The organism is Dyella flagellata, from assembly GCF_030160275.1.
GTDB classification, from domain to species: Bacteria; Pseudomonadota; Gammaproteobacteria; order Xanthomonadales; family Rhodanobacteraceae; genus Dyella_B; species Dyella_B flagellata.
In genome coordinates, this window is record NZ_BSOA01000035.1 from 1 (window position 1) to 18430 (window position 18430).

The following is an 18430-nucleotide window of genomic DNA, read 5'->3' on the forward strand; positions in this document are numbered from 1 at the left end:
CCGTCTTCGAGCAAGCTTAGCGATTGATTCTTCGCGGTCGGGGGCTGGTTGACGTAGGCGACGCTGAGATGGATGGTCGCGGTATTGGACTGCGCAGCACCATTGTCGAGCAGGTAGGTGAAGCTGTCGTCGCCGTAGAACAGATAGTTCGGCGTATAGACAAAGCTGCCGTCGGGATTGAGCGTGAGGGTGCCATGCGCGGGGCCGGTCACGAGCTTAGGTGCGGCACCAAAGAGGTCGGTGTCGTTGACCAGTACGTTACCGGTGATGGTGGTAGCCACGGCCCCGTTCTCCAGGCCATTGAAGGTGGCATCGTTGGCGTGCGGCACCGCGAAGGTGGCGACGTCGCTGATAGTCACATGGCTGCCCGAGGGCTCAAAGCCAATCAGGTCGAAGGACAGGTTCACCGCCGTGCCGGTGGGCACGTTGCGCAGGTCGACGATATACGTGCGGCTGCCGTCGGCGTTGTTGATGACGGTGATGCCTTGCGCCACATGCGAGCTGCCGTCGCCTTGCAGGTTGAGCAGCGCGTCGGTCTGGCTGAGGTCGAGAGCACCGGCCAAAGAGGTGCCGGTGGTGGCGTCGAGCAAGGCCACCTGGAAGGCGTCTTCAGGGCCATTGCCCGGATTTTGCAGGGCAATGCCGCTCACGGTGAAGCGCAGGAACTTGTCCAGGGCACCCAACTGGAATTGCTGATTGATGCGGGTCTGGCTGGCTGACGAGTCGCTCAAGGTGGCGGCTGTCGCGCTGGTCGACACGTTGCCCTCGGTACTCCAGGCGGCGGTATTGGAGAAATCGCCCACAAAGGCGGCCTGGCTGGTTGCAGGGGCCGCCTGGGCGACGACTTGTGTCGTCGACAATGCCTGAGTCAGGCCAGCGGACACCACGACATCGCCTGAAGCCGATGCGCCGCTGGTAGCCGTGGTGATGATGGTAGAGCCAAAAAGATCGGCAGCAGACGGCAACTTGCGCACACCGGGATCGAGCGTTGCATACATTACATCCTGCGGGTCGCTGCTATGTTCAAGACCCAAGGCGTGACCGAACTCGTGCAGCATCGCGGTGAACAGGTCCAGCTTTCCATAGGCGGGCGATTGGCTGGTGCAGGTCCATTCATTGCCATCACGCGGACCATCGAAAGCGGCGTTGCCTGTCGGATTGGGATCGACGAACCAGCCATGGCCGCCTCCGCTGGCATCCATCACGATCTGTTGACCGGTGGTATCGCCCACATCCCCGCCCTGCAAGTTGCCTACCGACACCGTCACATTGGCGAGCACCGATGGATCCGCACCGGCCGCTTGCCAGGCTGCACGCACCGCAGGCAGAAGCTGGTCGACATCGGCCTGCGTAATCGAACTGGTCGTGGACGGCGTAGCAGCATCGCTCACCTGTAGTGCGGCGGTCCCGACGAACTGCACGTTGTCTAGGTGCACGATGTCACCCAGCACAGCTGCCGATTCGCCAGCTCCCGGCTTCACGACAAACTCCAGGCGGCCCTGTTTGGTACCTTGGCTCGCTATCGCCGAGAGCGAGAAGTCATGGAAATTGCCATCAGCAAAATCCTTCAGCGAGATGCCGCCGCCACTGATGTCAATAGCGTTGGAATTGGGGTCGTTGGTATTAGCAATGCCGTCTCCGCCATTGACCTGAGGAATCCAGTAAACGAACAGTTTGGAATTGGCATCGGTCGCCGTCGTGGTGATTTCGAACGAAAGCGCAGTAGCCGTCGGCGGAATGGCCATGCGATTGTGCGTGACCGAGTAGTTATTACCCTGGCCCAGCGCATAGCTGAGGTCCCAGTCACCGTCGGAATTCAGCGCGAACAACGAGCGAATCAAGCTGAGGGTGATGGGCGTGGCTTGAGCCTCGTCGATCAACTGTTTTCCTACTTCCCCAGAGAGGCCTATCACTACCCACGAATTGTCACCCGTCAGGTCAATGCCGAGCCGGTCGCGTATGTCGCTCGTTGACATGCCGAGATTTTGGGTGATGGCTTTGAGCTGGCTTTCAAGTCCGGAAGATTCGAGAGTGGCGACAAGATTGGCGATCATTGTCGCGATGGATACATAGTTCGGCGTGCCGTGGGCAATGAACTGAATTGCCGAGTTGTTAAAGCCACGCTCGATGGGAGAACTGTCGATATCGGCGACAATGCTCGCGTAATTGCTGGCGACAGCCGCATTGAGCTGCGGTGAAATCTGCCCGGCAATCAGGTTGAACAGATTGTTGATGGCGGCGCTAACTTGCGGGTTGCCCGCATTGCCAAAAGCCTTGCCGAATTTGTAGACAAAGTCGCTTAGGTTCCAGTTTGTGCGCAGATCAAGGAATTGCGTCCGGCTGGCGCGGTCGTCATGGCTGCCGACATAGGTGCCCGTAAGCTGCTCGCCATTGTCGAGACTCCAACCGGGGACGTCGTATGACTCCAGGAAGCGATCAGTGAAGCCATTGCGGCTTTCCTCGAAGCTGCCGTTGAAAACCTGCAAACCGTTGTTGGTGATCTGCTGGCCGTTCTCGAAGCTTTGTAGGTTCGAGCCGCTTTGGGTATGCAGTATCTGGACGAGCGGTCGCTCCGAATTGTTGTAGTCATCGGGGATCTGCTGGGTCTGGGGACCGGTTAGCAAGGCTGGACGCAGCGACGAACCGCCACCGAGGATGGAATAGAACCAGCCCTCGCCACCGCCCTCCCATGAAACATCGGAATAGGGGTAAGGATTGGAGGTGTTGTAGTTGTTGCTGTTGTAGTCCATCACCTGCTGTGTGGTGTACATCACAGGTTGATTCGTTGCGCGAGCAATATTCTGCCGCTGCGAGATGTACCAAGGCAGGTAATTGGGGTTGAAGCCCGCGGCCGCGAAGGCAACGGACAAGGCGGAGGGTAGGTTATTCAGAATCGACGGATCCAGAACGTAGGCATCGTTGTAGGCCGTCGAATCGGAGAACTGCCGCCAGAATGGCAGCCCATCAGCGGTCTTGTCGTCTTTCATCACCACGGGTGCATTGAGATCAAGTGCGCCCGTACCTAGGTACCAGTCTTGCACTAGCCCGTGGGGGCCCGCCGTGAAGGCCTTCAAACCCTGCAGGAGGCCATTGGGAAAACCCGTGAAGCCGGGTAGCCCAGTGAGGTTGAAGTCTATGTTGGCATCGCTGATCAGGTACTTGAGGCCGCCTTGTAGCCAATCCTGGTAGCTGGGGTTTGACAGATCGTTGCGTACCTGCGGCTGCTCCGAGTTGTCGACGAGAGACCGACCGTTCGGATTGATATGGACCAATGCGCTCTCGTCGGCTTCCCGTTCGTAATAGTTGTCCAGGAAGTTGATGTTGTTCCAGTCCAGCACGTTGGGATCGGCAAAATCGGTGTTGTGAAGATGGCCAATGCTCAAGGAGGACTGGTAGAAATCATGCACGTCCAGATCTGTCATCTGCAGATTCTGGGGCTTGATACCCCACTGGCCGAGACGCTGGGCAATCAGGCTGTTGACCACCGTGCCGCGACTGTGCGCGAGCAGTTGGATGGGGCAGTTCTTTAGATCATCAATGCCGATCTGCAACAGGCTGGCGAAGATCGAGTCGGCAGCTGCTTCGGTAAAACCGGTAGTCGTCATGCCGGACTCGGAGTACCAATCCGAAATCAGGAAGATCGGCTTGCCCTCCGCCTTGTACTCCTGCATCGCCTTCTGATTGGCTAGTGCCGTGGCTTGAATGTCACCGGGTACCACGTGTAAGGGGTCGGCGAGATCGAGGTTGGCTTGATTGGCGTCGTATTCCATCCAGATGCCAGTAGCCGGGTCGTACATGAACAAGCCGCCCCCAGTACGTTGTGCCAGCTCTCTCCCGGTGTTGTAGCTCAGGGTTTGCTGCGCGCTGCCCTTTTCGATGGCGGGCTGATAGCCATGCGTGATCAGGGTGATCGACGCATATTGGCCCGCGGGTGCGCGGTAGGACGGCGTGGTGAACTTATAGGACTTGCTGATGGCCACACTGCCATCGGCCGGCGACCGGTACTGGATGCCCCAGTAATAGTCTTGCGAAGCCGTGAGCGCGAAGTTGGCGAGCGTGCTGGTATCCAGTGTGAACACCAGTTTGCCGTCAACATATTTTCCATCGACTTCGATCTGCAGCGTGCGACCTGCGTGGCTATCCACTTGGTTGGCATCGCCGTCAACGATCGGCATATGCGAGGTGATATCGGTGGGCAGCTGGGTGCTGCTCAGATTGCCCCACGGATCGTTGGGATTGGGGAACAAGCCGTTGTTCTCATCGAACACGCTGATATACATCGTGCACTTGATCGGCTGGCCGGGTTGATAGTCCTTGTCGTAGATGGACCAGGTGAAAGTAGGCTGGATCAGCTTGGTAGGATCGGTGTAGCTGTCGATGCCGCTGACATTGTGGTCCTGCAGCTCAGGCACATACGGCTGGCTGCCGAGGGCATTGGGGAAGCCGATGGGCAGCAGGGTGGCAGCCGGGCTCTGCGTCGACTGGGGCGGCACGTAGTCAATCGGCAGCTTCTGCGAGGTACCATTCGCGTACGCCTTTTCCGCCAACGAGATCAAGGTGTTGACGTCGTACTGCATCAGGCCGGGCGGGTTGTCGACATTGAACAGCTGCGCATACAGCGTCGTGCCATCCGGCGTGACGGTAAGGCCGCTTAGCGCGCCGCCGTCGATGGGGCTGGTCGCACCCAGGTAGACCGGGGTACCGAACGGGTCCCTGATCACACCGATCTTGCCGCCGATGTGGTCCAACGCGATGTTGTCGCCGAGGTCCATGCCATCGAGCTTCTGACTCTCCAGGTTGTAGTCGTCGACGAACGCATATTTGAGGTCCGGCGTGACGACGATGCCTTGGGCCTCGTTGATGTTCTGCCAATAGCTGTTGTAGGTCATGTTCGGGACCGACATGCTGATCAGCGGGTTCGCGCTTGCGCTTACCAGGTCACCCGTTTTGTCGTCCGTGCTCACCGAGAGGGTGAGAATGCCTTGGTTGAAGCTGCGGGAACAGGAGACGATGAATTTGTCCGGGTCCGAGGTGCCCTGGATGAACAGGGGTGTGACACCTTGGAAGCCGTCGCTTTGATCGACGACGAGGTAAGGCGTGGTCTTGGTCTTGCCGCTATCGTCTTTCGCCAGCAAGGTGCCGTTCTCATCGAGCGCCTGCAGGTCGATGATCAACACCTTGCCCGGTGAAGTGTCACCTCCCCGCGGGAATAGCGTGTACGCCTGGTTGGAGACCGTGGCGAGCAGGTAGCGTCCGCTACCGCCCACCGCCAGGCTATAGAAGCCCCATGGTGCTGGCGTCAGCGCATCGGTCTGGATCTTGATGATCCCGGAGGGCTGGTCATAGTCCAGCGATGACGGATCGACGTCGATCTGGTAAATGCCGTTCGAGTTCGTACCGGCATAGCGGCTGCCCAGTGCAACATAAAGCTTGTCATCCGCCACTACGAGCGAAGTGATGTCGGTGGAAGCGCCCGGCGTCGAAACTTGATAGGTATCGAAGACTTGCAAGGTCGTAGTATCGACCGCGTAGATGAGACCGTTGAAACCGGCAATGTAAGCACGCGCATTGTCGCCGGAGAAGGCGACAGCATTGGTGTGCCAGCCCAATACGTTAATGGGCTGGCCGTTTTGGTCGACGGTAAGGGTTTTGATGACCTGGTTGTTCTCCAGGATCAGGATCTTGTTGGCCTGAGCGGCAAAGGTGAGGTCATCGTGTGGAGCGAGCTTGGCCGTATTGCTGGCCAGGTCGGTCTCACTCAACTCGGAGTCGCCGCTAGGTGTCAGCGTCTGTTGCCAGACTTCACGCACCACGCTGATCTGCATCCCGCCCACCGGAGTGTTCGCAGGCGGTGCAATGACGATCTGATTGGCCGAATTCCCGGCCGGGACCTTGACGTCTTTGTAGGTACCGGTAGGTGATGTGAACCGAACGACCAGAGGCCCGTAAAGTACGCCAGGTACATCAGCGCCAAAATTCTGGCCGTCGATGGTGAGTTGGCCGCTGGTTGGATCGACGCTGAGATCGGTGATGGTCGGTTGCGCTGCTTGCAGCCCTTCGGGTACGTCCGGGATGAGATTGTCGAGGCTGAGAACCGGCGTGCTTGGATCGTGTGTCGGAATGGTTGCCTGGGTTACGTAGGTGGCGCCCGAAGCAAAGGTATAGCAGGAGATGGCCTGGGTGGCCATGATGGCAATGGAATCAAGTGCGATGGTGGTGCCGGCCAGGCCACTGGCCATCATGCCGACCATGCCGGCTGGGTTGAACAGCAATTCCGGCTTGATGCCCAGTGCAACCTGGCGGCTGCCATCCTCCGGATTGATCTTCACCGCGGCGACGTAATAGCCCGAGTCGGCGACGCCGGCATAAGGCGGCGAACTGGTATGGATGAAGCCATCGCTGCCCACTACGCCATCTTCGACAGCTAGCCACATGGGCTGGCTTACGCCCTTGTCGTTGAGGAAGGTGGTGTACTTGTAGATGTAAACCTTCATGCCCGCCGTGGCGTTGGCCGGGGCGGGTATGGCGAGCTGCACCGGTACCTTCAATTCCGTGCTGCCGAGCTGCAGATTGAAGCCGCCGGCATAGATGAAGTCCGAGCTTGGCAGGTTGGGAGGCGGAATCGGCAGGTCCGTGGCTTGCACCGCGGTGATCGAAACGCTGGTGCTGGTGCTCAGCGAGCCGGGAGCGATCTGGGCGAGCAGTCCGTTGCCGCCGCTCACGACACCGCCCGTAGCCGGATCGATGGTTTGTGCACCGGCTGCAGGTGCTACAACGACACGAACCTCGATATCACGCTGCAGGCCACCGGTAATCACGCTCACGATGGTGTCGCCGGCTTGCTTGGCCATGATCAGGCCATCTGCTGTGACCGTGGCAACGTTCGGGTTCTGCACGTAATAGACCACGCCGCTGCTGGCACCGGACTGGTCGCCATCCACGGTGGCATTGATGCGGATCTGACGTGTTCCCTGGTTTTCCACCAGGCTGACAGCACCTGGGTACACGTTGTAGTCCTGGTCCATGCTCACTTGGTAGAGGTCTTGGGCCGTGCTGTCCGACGATGACGTCAACGCCATATAGGCGCTCAGTCCGCCACCGCTGGCGGAGATCACCGCATTGCCGCCGCCATGCACGTACAGGAAGCCATTGGCATCCACCGTGGCGACCGCGGGGTTGCTGGAACTGAAATTCAGATAGCTTGCCGGCAGCGCGACCCCGGTCTGATCGGCAAAATCGCCGATCAGTTGCAGTTGCTCGCCGGTGCCTGGCGCCACGAAACCCAGCGTGGATGCGTCGATCTTGAGCAGCGGCGCAGCGCTGACGTTGATGTTGACGGTAATCGGTGCCGAGGTGTTGAAACCGTCATCGGCCGCCAGCGTGACGCTTGCGGTGCCGGAAAATCCTGCCGCGGGAATGAAAATGACCGATTTGCCGTCCGCGCTCAACTTGGCGCTGCCGTTGGTGCTACCCGTTACACGCCAGTAGATGGCATCACCTGTGTAACTGGTCGCGAGCTGATCCAACGCGATGGTGGTGCTCAAGCCGGTGTGGGTCAGCGGAGTCGGTAGATTCGCAGCAGCCTGCGGCGGAAGCGCGGCTTGGAAGTCGTAGTTGGCGTACAGAATCTGACGGTCGGCTTGATCGACGACGCCATCGCCATCGATATCGCCAGCAAGATTCGCCGAGACGAGATCCTGTTCGAATGCCGCGCTGTCGTTGCCGTCGACCTTGCCATCATGGTTGAGGTCACCGGCAATGGTGACACTGATCGTTGCAGTGCCAGTGCCCGTGAGGCGCAGCAGTTTCAGGCCGGCATCGGTAACGCGAGCCAGGATGGTGTGTACACCGTTGACGACGGTGTTGCCGAGCACGTCGCCCCCGACTACCTGCAGCGTGCTGTTCGGATCGCTGAAGCTGGCGCTGATGGCGACGATCAACGCACCGCTAGTGCCGGGCACCTTGATGGTCGAAGCCAGTTCGCTATCGCGGATGGTGAAGGCGAGGCTGGTGGTCTGGTTGGCCTGTAGCGCGCCGCTCCAGGTGTTGGCGGTGCTGTTGCCCATCCAATTGGCGGCAGTGCCCAGATTGGCGGTGATGGTGTCGGTCAGTAGCTGACCGTTGCTGTCGTAGCCATAAGGCGTGCCCATGGTGCTGCCGTCGAGGGCACGCGCCAGGACCAAGCGGTTTTGGCTGTCGTAGGCATACACCATGTTGCGGGTGTCGCCATTGGCATCGACTGGGCCACCGATGCGGACGATGTAGCCGTTGGCGTTGCGCAGGATATCGATGCGGTCGTTGGCGGTGCCGCCGACCAGGGCGATGCCTGCATCGGAGACTAGCCATTGCTTGCCATCGGTAAAGGTGACGCCGGTGATCTTGCCGGAAGCGTCGAGGCTGTATTGCGTGCCATCGGGGGCGGTCAGCACATAGCCATCGGGCACCCAGGGCAGGCCGGTGGTCTCGTCGTAGAGATGGCCGCCCTGGCGTTGCAGAGCGTTGCCGTTGGTAGCTTGAAGTGTCCAGCCCTGGTTGCTGCCGAAGTCGGCGTTGTAGCTCAGCGGTGCATTGGCGCTGCCTTGCATGGCGACTGCATCGGTGCCCAGGGTGAAGCTCAGGTTTTGCATCGACGCATTGGCATTGCCGAGATTGGCCGGGATCGATAGCCAAACGCGGCTACCGGTGGTCCAGGCGGCCGTAGCGCCACTGCTGGTGGTGGCAGCTTGATCGGTGGTCAGGCCCGTATCAAAGCCAGCGATGGCCCAATTGCCGAAATCGTTGCCGGTGCTACCAACCAAGCTGCGGTTGACCGTAAAGGCATGGCCGCCAAGCTGATAGGTTGCATCGGCAACGCTGTTCTGGCCGAAATTCTTCTGCGCGCTATTGATGATGACTCGCGCATCAATCTCGGTCGTACGGCCCTGCAGATCCCATGCGGTGAAGCGCAGCTGATACACCCCGTTGCTGAAGCTCTCCGGATCGAGCGAAGCGAAGTTCACTGCCTGGTTGACGTCGCTGGCGTCGTAGCTTTGCTGGCCCAAGGTTTGCCAGTAGTCGCTGCCGTTCGGGGCAATCTCGATGCGATACCCCATCAGTTGCAGTTCCTGCAGGTTGGCCTGCAGGCTGGTCAGTGTGTCGATCTCGACTGGCTTGCTATCGAGTGTGGCACCACTGAGCGCGCCGCTCCACGCAACCACGGGCGCGAGTGCGCTCGGGTCCTTGATCAGCAGGGAGCTGTCCTGCGTGGCGCTGAAGCCGTCGGCATCCGTCGCCGTCACACGGACATCGATGGTGCCAGGCTGTGTGGCTGTGAGGTGGACGCGGCCGCTGCTGTCGAGGGCAACGGTCTGCCACTGGTCGCTGCCCAGGCCAGTGCCGCGGATTTGCACGGCAAGACCGGTGATGGCGCTGAAGCTTTGCGCACGCACGGTAACCATGATGTCCTGGCCGGGCAGGGCTGGCGTGCTGGGTACGCTGTCGACCAGGATCTTCGGTGCATTGGCCGAGGCATCGGCGACCACACGCACGGTGAAGCTGTGCTGCACGACGTTGCCATGGCCATCGTCGACATTGGCGGTGATCACGAAGTCACCCACCTGGCCCGGGCCGGGCGTCCAGTTCAGCTGGTGCTTGCTGGTGTCGTAGCTGGCTCCTTGCGGCAGGTTGGTAAAGCTCACTGCCAGCGCTTGCGTAAGCGCATCGCCATCCGGATCGCTGGCGTAGATGCCTTGCTGCGTATCGGTGCCGCCGAGCTGGATCGGCAGGCTGAGCGTTTGACCCACCACCACCGCGTGGCTGCTCACCGACAAGTTTGGTGCGCGGTATACGCCAAGAACGCGTACTTGCACCGTTTGCGTGCTGGTGAGAGTGCCGTCCGTGGCTTGGAAGGTGAAGGTGAAATCCTTGGTCGGGCTAGTCGCCTTGTCTACCGTGCCGTAGTCCGGCGTCCATTCGAAGTAGCCTGTGTTGCCATCGAAGCTGATGCCGGGTGGTGTGTTGGCGTCGTACACCAGGCTCATGTGCACGGGGTTGCCGTCGGCGTCGACGCTATGCAGGCTGAGCGAGAGGGTGTTGCCCTCGCTCACGAGTTGCATGGGCAGTGGCAGAATCTGCGGCGCCTGTGACACATGCGCGACATTCACCTGGAGCGTGCGCGTAAAGCTCATCGCGCCATCGCTGCCGGTGACCGTGACGGTATAGACGCCGTTGTTGGTCTTGGACGCGAACATGTCCGGCGTCCAGCTGAGCGTGGCCTGGTTGCCGTTGGAGGCCGCAGGCACGTTCAGGCTCATGCCTTGCGGCAGGCCGGTGGCAGTCCAGTTGATCAGGTTGCCGGCGGCATCATTGGCGAATAGACCCACCGAAACGGGGTTGCCCTCGCTGGTATTGATCACTACCGGGGTGGTGGCGTTGCCGGTGTCGTTAACCGTCTGGCCGTTGACCTGGATACCGAGCAATTGCGGCGGTGTATCGCTGGCCACGACGACCACGTGGATCGTGTGCGTCACCACGTTGGGCACCGGATTGGCCGGATTGACGTAACCCTGGTTCTGCGGCGGCAGACCGCTGTCGGTCACAGTGATGGCGATGTCGTGCGGACCGACGTCGTTGGCGGTGGGTGTCCAGCTCAGCAGCGCCTGGCCATATTGCGTGCCCATGGTGAGCTTGGCGTCGACCGGTAGACCGTTGCTGGAGAGGCTCAACCCATCCTGATCCGCATCGGTAATGTTGATCGGCAAGCTGAGCGGCTGGCCGATGATCGCCACGATCTGCTGCGGCAGGGTGAATACCGGCGGTTCGGTAAGACTCGTCGCCGTGAGCACGAAGCGTTGCGACGCCGCCGTTCCGTTAGCGGTGTTCTGTGCTGTCAGCGTAATGGTGTAATCGCCGCGATCGTTGTCACCTGGCGCGAAATGCAGCGTGCCAGTGATGTGGCCATTCGCATCGGGCGGGTTTTGCGTGAACGTCGCGAAACGCGGCAGACCGTCGATCGTCACCTTTACGCTATCGCCGATATCGGCGGCGATATCGACTGGAATATCCAGCGTGTTGCCCTTCGCAACGGTGGCATCGGCGATCGCAGCGATGGTGGGCGCACGATTCACCTTCACCACGGTGATCGGAATCACCACGGTGCTGGTGATCGGCGTGGCGGCCGTATCGCCTGCCTTGCTTGCAACCACGGTGATGTTGTATTCGCCGGCCTGGCTGTAACCAGGCGTCCAATTGATTTGCAAGGTATCCGGATCGAAGGTCGCGCCTTGCGGCAGGCCACTAACCTGGTAACTGACCGTTGCCGGAATACTGCCGTTGTTCGGATCAGTCGCCGGGCCGCCGGCCACAGGGCGCTGTTCGGGTTCGAATTGGGGATTATTGGGGTCGAAGGCGAATACGCTGATGTTCAGCGGTTGACCTTCCAGGGTGGTCCAAGGCTTGCCCAGGCTGTCATCAAAGTGCAGGGCGCCATTGGCGTGCAGTACGGTCAGCTGTAGCGTTTGCTGCGTCGTGGTGGTGACGGTGCTTCCATCCGGCTGGGTGAAGGTGGCGATCAGGTTCACCTGCACGGAAAGTGTCCCTTCCTGTGCATAGTCCGGGGTCCAGCTCAACCAACCCGTGTCGCTGTTGATCGTCATGCCGCCAGGCATGTTTGACACGCTGTAGCTCAGGCTTACCGTACTGCCGTCGGCATGCTTCAGGCCGCCAGGGACGCTGCCAGCTAGCTGCAGGCCGAATGCATCACCTTCACGCAGCGTTTGCGCCGCGATAGGAGCGAGCACCGGACGCGGCCATGCCGGAGCGACCACGATGTCGAAGCTTTCGTGGACGATGGTCTTGCCGTCGCTGACAGTGATGGTGACGTTCTTGTAGACACCGGCCTGTTCGTAATTCGGTGTCCAGTTGAGGGTTCCGTTGCTTGCGTCGAAGCTGGCCCCGGCCGGCAAATTGGAGACACTGATCGTAAGCGGGTCGCCATCGGCATCCGAGGCGACCAGCGGCAGCGACAGTGGCTGCCCTTCGAACAACGATACGGTGCCCTGCGGTGCGATAGTCGGCGCATGATTGCCGTTGCTCACGGGAATGTGCAGGGTCTGCAAAGTGACGCTGCCGCTGGCATTCACGATGCGCAACACCACGACACTGTCCGCGTCTGCGTTCGCTGTGGGTGTCCAGCTCAAGGTTGCAACGGCATGGTGCTGGCCGTTGGCATCGACCGTGACGCTGGCTGGCGGAGTCAGTGTAAAGCCAGCCGGTGCCTGTACCACTTGCCAGTAGATCGCACTGCTGTTGTTGTCCACCGCTTCGACCTGAGCGGTCCATGCCTGCCCGATCGTCGCCGGCTGCGTGAAGCTATAGGGCGTGTCGGTGTTCGCGTTGACCGGCGTGACCGAGGGGGGCAGATCCGGCGTGGGTACCGCATAGATGCCTTGACCCAGGTTGAATTTGGCCAAGTCAGCCAATCCGCCAGCACCAAAGTTGCTGGCCGGCACTACCGTGACGGTTTGATTGGCGAGCGTCGCACCCGCGGCCAGCGTGCCGTTGGTGAGGCTGTGGGTGAGATCCAGCACCCACAGGTCCGATTGATCGCCGTTGCCCTGGGTGGCGCCGGTGATGCTGTCGTTGAAGTAGCTGCCCGGGTCGAGCAGCAGCATCAACGGGCCATGCAGGTCATCCGTGCCGGTATTGGTCACGCTCACGTCGTAGCTCACGGCACCGGTGCTGTCATCGGCACGGGTATTGCTGAACTGCAATTGCACGTGCGCGCTCATATCGAGCAAGGCGGTAAAGCTAGTGATGCTGTCCTGGCCGATGCGCAGCTGAGTCGCGCTGCGCAGGTTGCCGCTGATGGTCAGTTGGTAATGACCGGCGGGCAGGCCGCTGACATCGAGATACGCGGTGTGCGTGGCGGCATCCCAGCGGACCGCCGTGGGCGAGATCGCCTGGGCGCCGGCATCGCTGGATTGCAGCACGTAGTTGGACGGATCAAGCACGGACGAGCCATCGGTCAGCGCCGATTGCGGATCGCTGCCCAGCCACATGTCCTGGTCGAACTGCACCGCAATCTGGTTGAGCGGCAGCGGTACCAGTGCACCATCCGGCACGCTGGTGGCGATCACCTTCGGTGCGTGCGCGGGGGCGATTTCGTCGACGCTATTGGTCTGCGCGACCAGGATGCGGCCGTCGGCGGTGGTGATCACACCTTCGCCTTGCGTACCACCGCTGGCCACTTGCAGCACACGGCGCGATTGCAGCTCGATCATCCACACGGCGGAGCCGTGCGTGCTGTCAGTGATGCCGTTGATCTCCACGTGCTGGTTCAGGCCGCCGGTAGCAATCAGCAGGCCGTCCAGCAAGGAGCCGGCCTGGCCGAACGCGATGTGGTCGACCACACCGTTGATGGTGTATTCCAGTTCGGCGCGGCCGATGTCGGCGCCGCTCATCGGGAAGCTGATGATGTTCGTCGCGCCATTCGGGTCGGCCGCGGTGATGTTGCTGCCGCTCCATTGCACACCCCACAGCCGGCCATCCGGGCCGAAGGCCAGGGACGACACGCGGGTGTTGCTGAAGTGCTGCCACTGCTGCGTCGGATCGGTGACGTTGGGGTGGAACACCTCGATGCCGCTGCCATCGGAGACATAGATGTCGCCGGTGCCCGGTTGAATCGCCAAGGCATGCGTCAGCGGCTGGTTGCTCGGGCCTTGCAGACTGCGCAGCACGGCGCCGCTGTTCGGGTCCACTTGCAGCAACTCATTGCCGGTCATGACCCACAACTGACCCAGGCTATCGACGGCCATGTCCAGCACCGGTTGATCCAGTGTAAAGAGTGGCGTCGTGCTGTGGCCGCCATCCTTGGCGGAGTAGCGGTACACGGCGTTTCGCTCCGTGCCTGCGCTGACCAGCAGTGATCCATCCGGCATTTGCACCAGGGCCATCGCGCCGATATCGCCTTCGCTGGTGCTGAAGCCATCGGCCAGGTTGCGGGTGCTGAACGGTGCCAGCACGCTGGTGAGATCGCCTGGGTTGTTGCTGGCGACATTGCCTGGCAGCAGCTGAGTGGCCTGTTGGAACAGCGCGTTGCTGTTGTACGTGCGGTCCTGTGGCGCTTGCGGTGTTTGTGCGGTCTGATCCAGCGTCGGTGTCACGCCGAGGCCATCCAGCACCGCCTGGCGTGCGCCGTCATCCGGCAGTACGGCGTTGGTGACATTCGCAGCTTCGCGATTGCCGGCATTGTCGGTGGCGACGGCCAGGAACTCGTATTGATTGCCAGCAACACCCGTGAACACCGCCTCGGTGGTGCTGGGGTCGACCTGGCGCTGCCAGATCTGGAAGTCGCCGCCGTTGGTGGCCACGTAGACCGTGACGAAACGAATGCCGCTGGCATCGCTCTGCGCGTTCCACTTCACGTCGTAGGTCGGTGCACCTTGCGCGTTGTTGCCTTGCGAGGTGACCGTGACGGTGGTGGTCGGTGCCTCGGCATCGAGCGTGGTGGTCACTGGCGTGCTGTCGATCGGCGGGGCGCCATCGAAGAGGATGCGCGCCTGCGTGGTGATCTTCGCGCCGGTGCTGGCACCAGCCATCGCTGCCACGGTGAAACTGACGAAGCCGCCTTGCGCCGCGCTCTGGCCGGCAACCGGGGCGAGCAGGGCATTGCTGACGTCCTGCATCACTTCGCCGGTGTTCGGATCGATCGCCTGGATCAACCAGGTGGCGATGTGCGAAGCCTCGTCGATGCCGGCGCTCACGCGCAGGATGTAGCCCTTGCTGGCGGTGAAGTCGAAATCGGCCTGGAAGTTCGCGCGGTCGGCGGGTACGTGGATATTGATGTCGCCGATCTTCAGGTCGCCCAGTCGCAGCGAACGCGGATCGAGGCTCGGATCGAGCTGGGTGACAATGCGGATCTGGCCGACACCTTGTGTGCCGGGATTGCTGAAGGCGAAGCTGTAGGGCAGGGGTGTGGCAGCCGGCACATACACGCTGCCGTCGCTGGCCACCGCCGTGCCTTGCGGACCCTGTACGCTGATGGCCGACTGCGTGGCACCCTTTTGCTGCGCCACTAACTGCAGGTATTGCGCGAGGTTCAGGCTCTTGCCGGGCAGCGGATTGAACTGTTGGTCGAGCAGGCCTTCCGAACGCAGGTATTCCAGTTCGGACTGGTCGCCGACAAAGATGCGGAAGTTCTCGAACTGCAGCGTGCGGCCGACGCCTTGGTCGAAATCGGACGGGTTGGCGAGCTTGGGCACCGGCACTTCGATCGTGTCGCCATATTGATCGGTGCGCGTTTCGTAATGGTCGATCGCATCCTTGTCTGCATTCGGATCACCGGCATAGCTGGCAGTATTGCCATACCACTGCTGCACCTTGCTGAAGAAACCGGCAATGTCGGCTTGCGTGCGATACGTATCGCCACCGTTGGACAGCAGGATACCGGCTGCCAATGTGGCGTTGAGGCTGACCACTTGCGGGTTGGTGCTGATCGGCGGCGCCTGGTCGGCTGGTTGCAGCATGCCGGCCTGCTCCAGCGCAGCCAGGTAACCGTTCACCCATTGCGAAGCATCGGCAGCGAGCACGCTCAAGGCACTGGGCGCGTTCTTATCGGCCAGGATCGTGCTGCGCAGTTTCAGCGCATAGGTGGTCTGTTCGGCAACGAATTCGTCGCGCGTGAGCGCGGTGGCGGCACCCACCACGTTCATCTGGAACGATTCGGACAGCGACTCCAGGTCATCGAGTGGGCGCTGGTTCGGATCATTGAAGCGCTCGGCCAGCCCTTGGCTGATCTTGTCCAGATCGCTGACGCCATTGTCGAGCAGGCCTTCCGCCTTCCAGTCCGGATGGGTGGCGTACAACGCATCGCGCAAGGCATTGAAATCGTGATTCAGCCAGGCGGTCAGGCCCGGGTAGGTCTGCAACTGGAAGGTCATGCCCACGTTGCCGCTGTCGGCGACATCGAACGCATAGCCGGGGGCGAGGTTGTAGCCGGACGTGTTCTCGGTGCCGTCCAGCGAGGCCCACGGAATATCCGTACGCGCCTGCGTGCTGGGGGTCTGGCCGTAGCTCTGCGTATTGGCCGGTGCGTTGTCGGTATTGCCGAACGGCGAGCCGCCGACGTTGGAGGCGAACACCGCATACGGCAGGTTGAGGCTATCCAGCAGGTACTTGTTGTAGCCCATTTCCGTCGCGCCGATGTCGAAGCGCACGTAAGGCGTATCGACATTGGTGAGGCTTTGCAGCGTAACGCTATAGGTGCCTTCAGCGCCGGGATCGAGTGTGCGTGGGCCGCCGATGCCGATGGTCACATCGTCTTCGATGCCACGCTGTACCAGGTAGCGATCCGCTTCGGTGACGCTTTCGCCGTCCGGATTGGTGACGGTGACATCGTACAAGCCGAGCGGGAAGTTGCGCGTGTCGAAAATGGCGCGGATATGCGTGGCGTCGAGCACCTGCCAACGCGAAGGTTCGGCTTCGAACACGCCGGGGCGCGAGAGCTTGACGATCGCACCGGGTTGGAAGCTGGCGCCATAGATGTCCAAGGTCACCCAGCGATGGTCGTTGTCGCTGACGCCGCCGGTGTCGGGCGTGACTTGCGTGATCGACAGCGGCAGTAGGTCAGCGCGTAGCGTACTGGGTACGTTGGATCCGCTGAGCGAACGGACCAGGATGTAGTAATCGCCGGCTTGCGTGCTGGGTATCACCACTTGCTGGTTGCCCGAGGACGCGTTGCTGTAGGCCGCGTCATAGGCGAAGGTAGTGGGCACGTCGCCGTAGCGGATGTACAGCTCGTTGTCGCCGCTGGCTTCCAACGCGTTGAGCATGACGCGCAACGTCTGGCCTGCGGCAACGCTGACCTTGTACAGCTTCGTGTCACCGTTGGAGAGCGTGGTCTGCAAGGGGCTGGCCACGGCCAGCGATGGCACCTGCGTCTGGATGGTTGCGGCGGAAGCGGTCAGCGTCTCCGGGGTACCGGTTTCTTCGTAGATGTCCGGGCGCACGATGATGCGCCAGCTGCCGTCCTTCACCGGCGGCAGTTGGGCGGTGAGCGTACCGATATAGCTGCCATTGGCAGCCACGTCGCCGTTATGCACCACCTTGCCGAGCAGGATGTCGCCCACGCTCCAGGTGTTGTCCTGCGACAGGTACACCGCATCGGTCCAGCTGCCGGTGGCCGGGTTGGTGGAGTTGTTGGTGACGTTGTAGGTGACGGTGACTTGGTCGCCTACGTTCGCCGTCGATGGCACGCTGACGTTGCCTACCACCAGGTCGGCCGGCGGCGGCGCATTGATCAGCATCGGCTGCGGGGCGGCGGTTTCGTTGTTCTTGTCGACGCGGAATTCCAGCACATGGCCGTCCGGTCCGCTGCCGAACACGTTGGCAGGGTCGGTGACCACGAACACGTAGTACGGGCCATCCAGGCCCTTCGGTGCGGTCACGGTGAACTGCCCGTCATAGCCGGCGCCTGCGGCGAGACCGCCCGTGTGGCTCAAATAGGCCAGATAGGTATCGTGCTGCAGATCCAGCGTGCGATCGCGCGACAGATACACCATGTCGTACCACTGGCTCTGGTCATCCGGCGTGGCGCCGCCGTTGTTGTCGACGTGGTAATTGACGGTGAAGCTCTGGCCGGCAGTGACTGCTTGCGGTGCGGTGACGGTGGTGACTTGCAGGTAGGGCGGTGTCACCTGTGTGACGGTGATCGGGATCGACGTAATGCGGTTGACGCCGGTGCCTTCATACACCGGCACGGCACCGGGGCCGCTGCCGGTGACGACGTCTAGCCCTTCGCGGATCACACTCGGCGAGAGATATTGCCAATCCTTCACCGTGGTGGTGTCAGTCTTGACGACCACGTAGAACTTGCCGCCGATCGACTGCGGAATATGGAAGGAGGCCGTTTCGGTGTAGGTTTGACCCGGTTGCAGATAGGCCGGGTTGCCATTGGCGTCGGTGATCGAGACAGCCTGCACACGGCCCGGGTTGTTGTACAGCGAGCCTTCGATCAGCGGGTAGTCACCCGCTTCCAGCGAGCCATCCGGCGACAGGTACACGCCGTCGTTCCAGCTCGTCGTGCGGGTGGCACGTGTGCCGGTGTTCTTGACGGTCCAGGTGAGCGTCACCAGGTCGCCCGAGTTCGGCGTGGGATTGGAAATGCTGACGTTCTGGATCTGCAGGTCGGGTTCGCGGTAGGTGATGTTCAACGAGCCGCTGCCGATACGGCCCGTGGTGTTGCCGCCTTCATACGCATGGCGACTGTAGTAGTTCAGCTCGTTGGTGTTGTCGCCGCCGTTGAGGTCGTCGGTATGCGGTGTGTTCTTGGGCGACGGGTTCAGCAGCCCATTGTCGGAGTAGTAATCGCTATCGGCGATCACATAGATGTAATACGTGCCACTGGTACCTGGCGGCAGTTGCACGTTGGCGGTTGCCGTGTAGCTGGCGCCTG

General features: G+C 61.3%; 1 protein-coding gene (cut by a window edge). It reads right to left on the reverse strand.

Features of this window, described 5'->3' with window-relative positions:
- On the reverse strand, positions 1–18430 hold part of the coding region annotated (locus tag QQJ96_RS15425; protein ID WP_284332909.1) for a CARDB domain-containing protein (this coding region is incomplete at its 3' end). Its footprint extends 16189 nt past the window's final position; 18430 of 34619 annotated nt are visible.